The sequence below is a fragment of the Streptomyces sp. NPDC048825 genome, assembly GCF_043198355.1.
In the GTDB taxonomy this organism is placed as follows: Bacteria; Actinomycetota; Actinomycetes; order Streptomycetales; family Streptomycetaceae; genus Streptomyces; species Streptomyces xiangluensis.
Genome location: NZ_JBICUR010000043.1, coordinates 1 through 4,784, shown reverse-complemented (window position 1 = coordinate 4,784; position 4,784 = coordinate 1). Strand labels below are relative to the sequence as shown.

Below are 4,784 nucleotides of genomic sequence, written 5' to 3'. Positions count from 1 at the left end.
GCTTCGAATTCGAAGCAAGTGTTTGTCGGTCACTGCCGGTGCGAGCTCATCGCCACGGCGAGTTCGGCGGCGGCCTGGTCGATGCACGCGCGCAGTCGTGCCGCGTCGCTGCGCGCCGTGGCCTGCCAGTCGGCGGGGTCGGCGACGACGATCGTGGGCACGGGTTCGACGTGCACGTCGGTCAGGCGTCTGCGCATCACCTGCGTGAGGTCGGGCGGCTGCCAGCGGGAGCTGCTGTTGAGCGCCAGCAGCACCGGCATGCCGGAGAGGATTCCGTCCCCGAGGATGGCGAAGAACGAGTCGAATACCTCGCTCGGGGATGCGGCGAGCACCGGGGTCGCCACCACGAGCCCGTCGGCCGCCACGACCGCCGCGATCGCCTCCCGCAGGTCGAGGCTGGCGCGGCGCTGGGCAAAGTGCTGAGCGAGGTCGGGCGCCAGCCGGTGCAGCTCCAGCACCTCCACCTCGGCGCGCGCACCTCCGGCCGCCAGTGACCGGCACACAGCCTCCGCCACCCAGTCCGCGAGCCGGCGAGTCGGACGCGGATAGCCGGCACCGGCGCTCACCACAGCCAAGGACACCGGACTCCACCCGGCGGTGCTCATCTCGGCATCGTGTTCTCGGCTTCTTCCCCGCGGCCGGGCTGTGGTGCCGTCACCGGGGAGGGCCGAGGACGACGTTGCCGGACAGTTCCGCAGCTTCGGCAAGCAGCTGAGCGGGGATCTCGAAGCCCTCCGGGCGCGGCTCACGAAGGTCACGGCCCGCGTGGCGGAACATCTTCTCCAGCCCTCCGGGGGTCGAGATGAACAGCAGGTCCGCCTTCTTTGAAGTGATGCGGTAGCCGTGCGGAATGCGCCGGGGCAGGATGCCGCCCTCCCGCAACTCGTGCTCCTCCTCGCCGGCCCACACCAGCGCCGAACCGGACAGCAGCAGGAAGACCACATCCTCGTTGTTGTGCACGTGGAACGGCGGCGCCTCGCCCTTGCTGACGTCGAAGCCGCCGACGGTCAGCTGCCCACCGGTCGCCTCGGCGTCGAGCAGGACGCTGAAGGCACTCCCGCCGATCCACTCGAGCTGCTGCTGGTCCTCACGTTGCGCGAGATAGGAGATACTCATGGCCGGTCCTCGGGTCCGTGGGCGGCGGCGCCGTCCTCCCTTCCGCAACCCTGCACCGCACCACTGCCCGATCTCCACCTTCTGCGGTGCTCACTCGGGCCCAACACTGCCCACACCGTGCGCTCACGAGGCCACCACATCGGACCGGTGAGACCCTCGCCTCCGCCCAGTCCCCCCGCCCAGGATGGCACCGGAACTCACGGAAAAGTGCAGTTCCAACTCCGCCGAGGTGGCTGGAACGGCGGCACTCCACACTCTTCGAATTCGAAGCAGTAGACTCCGGACATGCCTGATTCACCGCCGTCGCTCGACCGTGTGCAACTCGGCGCCTACTTCGACCTCGTCGAGGTGACCAGCCTGCTCCGGCATGCGGTCGAGCAGCAGCTGCGCGAGACCGGTGATCTCAGCTATGTGCAGTTCCAGCTGCTGGCCCGCCTCGGAGACTCGCCGACGGGCAGCCACCGCATGACCGACCTCGCCGACGGCGTCGTCTACAGCCGCAGCGGCCTGACGTACCAGATAGGTCTACTCGAAAAGGAGGGCCTGGTCGTCCGCGCTCCCTCGCTGGACGACGAGCGGAGCATCACCGTCACCATCACCGATGCCGGGCGTGAGCTGCTTGCGAAGGTGCTGCCCGGGCATGTCGAGGTGGTCAGCAGCCTGTTGTTCGAGCCGCTTTCGCGCGACGACGTCAAGGCTCTCGCGAGCCTGCTGGCGCCGGTACGCGACCATATGCGCTCGACACCGCCCCGCTCGGCCACGCCTCGCCGCCGCAAAGGCGGAGCATAAGGACTCGACAGGCGTCGGAGCCCCGCAGGCCGCAGCGGAACAGGACGCGGCGAGACGCCGGGATGGCCGCGGCAGTCGCCGGTCAACCGGGACGGGGGAAGCCGAGGCGTCAGGTTGGTCGGCGGGCGAACTGGGCGGGTGTTTCTTGAATCCGGGGATGAAGTGGCTGCTGTCGGTGAAGTGCCAGCGCGCGGCGGCTTCGGAGACAGCCAAGGGCGAAGAGCCCAGAGCTCGTTGGCAGCGGTGTGCTGCGGGGTCACCCAGCGCATCGTTCCCTGGAAGCCGTCGATCGTGGAAGTGCTGAATTCCGGCAGGGGGTACAGGTCCCCCAAGCGGTGTTCCATGTGTCGATGAACGGCTCCCCCGTCCCCCGGCCGGTGCCGGTGGAGTCGGCGTCGACGGTGAACGTGCCCGTCCTGTCGCCCGGGCCGAGGAAACGCGCCCTGCTGCTCATGTGTCCTCCGCGCCGACGAAGATGTCGCCGCAATCCCATCCGGTGTCGCAGACGTACACGCTTACTACGCATAGCCGTTCCTACTCTTGGCTGCACTTCAACCGTCAACAACCAACCGCCCGCGGGTGCACCCAACTGAAGCATGGGCCTTGCACGCCGACACCGCGGGCGCTCTGCCCAGCGGCAAGGTCGTCGTCGCGCCAGGTGACCGACTCCCCCTTGACCGACATCTGAGGAGACGACCGCGATGATCCCCGACGACGATCTGTCCCGCTCGCTGACCGTCGCGAACCCCGACGACCCCGGCACGACGTACATCTCGCTGGTGGGCAACACGTACGCCATGCTGGTCACCGGCGAGCAGACCAACGGCCAATACTGCCTGATCGACATGCGCATCCCCGACGGCGGCGGCCCACCGCCGCACCGGCACGACTTCGAGGAGATGTTCACCATCCTCGAAGGCGAGATCGAGTTCACCTTCCGCGGCGAGAAGCACACCGTAAGGGCCGGGTCCACGATCAACATCCCGGCCAACGCGCCGCACAACTTCCGCAACGCCTCGGGTGCGCCGGCCCGCATGCTGTGCATGTGCACCCCCGCCGGCCAGGACGAGTACTTCCTGCGCATCGGCGATGTCGTCGCGGGTAAGGACGCACCGCCGCCGCAGCTGTCGGAGGACGAGCTCGCGGAACGCCGCCGTCGCGCGGCCGAGCTGGCCTTGACCTACCGAAGCGAGTTCCTGTAGCCCGCTGGGGCCGACAAGCCCGGCCGTCGGCCGAAGCTCACCGAGCCTGGGCGGCCTTCGACAGCTCGACCTCATCCAGGACTCGGCCAGGCCCGGTCCCGCTCCGGTCACGGATGTGACCGGGCTGAGCGGTGTGACCATGATGAGCAGCCCGGCGGCGCAACTGCGGACACGCCGACAGCCCTGGCGAGGTGTGATCGCGCCAGTGACGCCGGGCCGCGCCGAGTTCTGGGGTCGCCATGCCCCTGAGTGTGCCAAGAGCGGCGATTGCCTCTCCTAGTACTGGACTGGCTATCTCCACGAAAATGCCTCTCCCTGACCATCCATCTCCTGCCGACCGTGGAGGCGGGACAAAACCAGAAAGGAGCGCGGATTGGAAGCGGTGGGCCTGGCGGGCCGGTTGGCGGAAGCTCGAGCCGGTGCGCTGGTGGGCAGGGAGCCGGAGCGGGCGGTGCTCGACCGGATGCTGTCGGGCGCGGCGGACGCTCCGCTCGTGGCGTACATGCACGGTCCCGGCGGCATTGGCAAGTCCTCGCTGGTGCGCTACGCCGCCCGGCAGGCCGAGCTCACCGGCCGCCGCGTGGTGCACGTGGACGGACGGTTCCTCGACGCTGATCCGCGCCGGCTCGAGGAGACTGCGGCCCCGGCGTGTGCCGAACCCGGTGCGGTGCTGCTCATCGACACCTTCGAGCAGTGTCAGCCACTCGAGGCATGGCTGCGCGAGACCTTTCTGCTGCGGCTCGCCGACCATGCGATCGTGGTGGTGGCCAGCAGGGTCGCCCCCGACGCCGAATGGTCGCTGGACCCTGGATGGGCGCAGTTGTTCACCGCACTGGCCGTGCGGCCGCTCGACGCCGCTCAGTCCCACGCCCTGCTCGCTGCCCGGGGTGTCCCCGCCGAGCAGCGCGGCGTCTTCGTCGCCTTCGCCGGAGGCAGCCCGCTCGCCCTCTCGCTGGCCGCCTCCGTCCCGGCCGCACCCGGCGCACCGTGGGAGCCGACCGGCGACGTCCTGAGGACCCTCGTCGAGCGGCTGGTCGGCGACCTGCCCGGCGCCGTCCACCGGCGCGCCCTCGAGGTGGTCGCGCAGGCCTACGTCACCCGCGAGCCCCTGCTGCGCGCAGTGCTGGGTGACGAGGAAACCGACAAGGTGTTCTCCTGGCTGCGCCAGCTGCCCTACATCGAGGCCACACCCGAAGGGCTGCACCCGCACGACGCGGTGCGGGCGACCCTCGAGGCCGACCTGCGCTGGCGGGACCCCGAACGCTACGACGACGTCCGCGCCCGCATCTCGCTCGCCGGCCTGCACGCCGTGCGCGGCGCCGCCGAGGTGGACGTGCTGCTGCGGGTCGCGGAGTGGATGTTCCTCTTCCGCAACCAGGGCGGACCGGATGATCTATACAACTACCGAACGCACCCGCACATCGAAGACACTCCGCTCCGGGCCGAAGACGTCCCCGGTGTGCTGCGCATGGCCGAGGAAGCGGAGGGCCCGGCATCAGCGGCAGCGGTCGCGCACTGGGTGCGCCGCCAACCGGAGGCCTTCCGCGTCCATCGCTATGCGGGCTCCTCCGCACCCGCGTCATTCATGGCCATTCTGCGGCTGGACGCACCGCTGCCCGAGGACCGCGCCGAAGACCCGGTAATCGCGGCAGTCTGGGACCTTGTGGAGGCGGCCGC

General features: G+C 69.7%; 5 protein-coding genes. 3 read left to right on the top strand and 2 right to left on the bottom strand.

Features of this window, described 5'->3' with window-relative positions; translation table 11 throughout:
• Window positions 1-29 precede the first annotated feature (29 nt).
• Entirely contained in the window at window positions 30-605 is a 576-nt protein-coding gene (locus ACGFNK_RS45685; RefSeq protein WP_393427335.1) for an NAD(P)H-dependent oxidoreductase, read from the bottom strand.
• 49 nt (window positions 606-654) lie between these two features.
• Window positions 655-1,116, bottom strand: a complete 462-nt coding sequence (locus tag ACGFNK_RS45680) for a cupin domain-containing protein (protein WP_393427332.1) — start codon at window positions 1,114-1,116, stop codon at window positions 655-657.
• 285 nt (window positions 1,117-1,401) lie between these two features.
• Here ACGFNK_RS45680 and ACGFNK_RS45675 point away from each other — a divergent pair, with 285 nt between their 5' ends.
• The 3 genes from ACGFNK_RS45675 to ACGFNK_RS45665 form a co-directional block, all read left to right on the top strand.
• Window positions 1,402-1,905 (top strand): MarR family winged helix-turn-helix transcriptional regulator, encoded by a 504-nt coding sequence (locus ACGFNK_RS45675; RefSeq protein WP_393427329.1) that lies wholly within the window; start codon window positions 1,402-1,404, stop codon window positions 1,903-1,905.
• A 701-nt stretch (window positions 1,906-2,606) separates the two neighbouring features.
• Window positions 2,607-3,107 (top strand): cupin domain-containing protein, encoded by a 501-nt coding sequence (locus ACGFNK_RS45670; protein WP_393427326.1) that lies wholly within the window; start codon window positions 2,607-2,609, stop codon window positions 3,105-3,107.
• Window positions 3,108-3,489: 382 nt separating this feature from the next.
• On the top strand, window positions 3,490-4,784 hold a 1,295-nt coding region (locus ACGFNK_RS45665), incomplete at its 3' end, for an ATP-binding protein (RefSeq protein ID WP_393427338.1).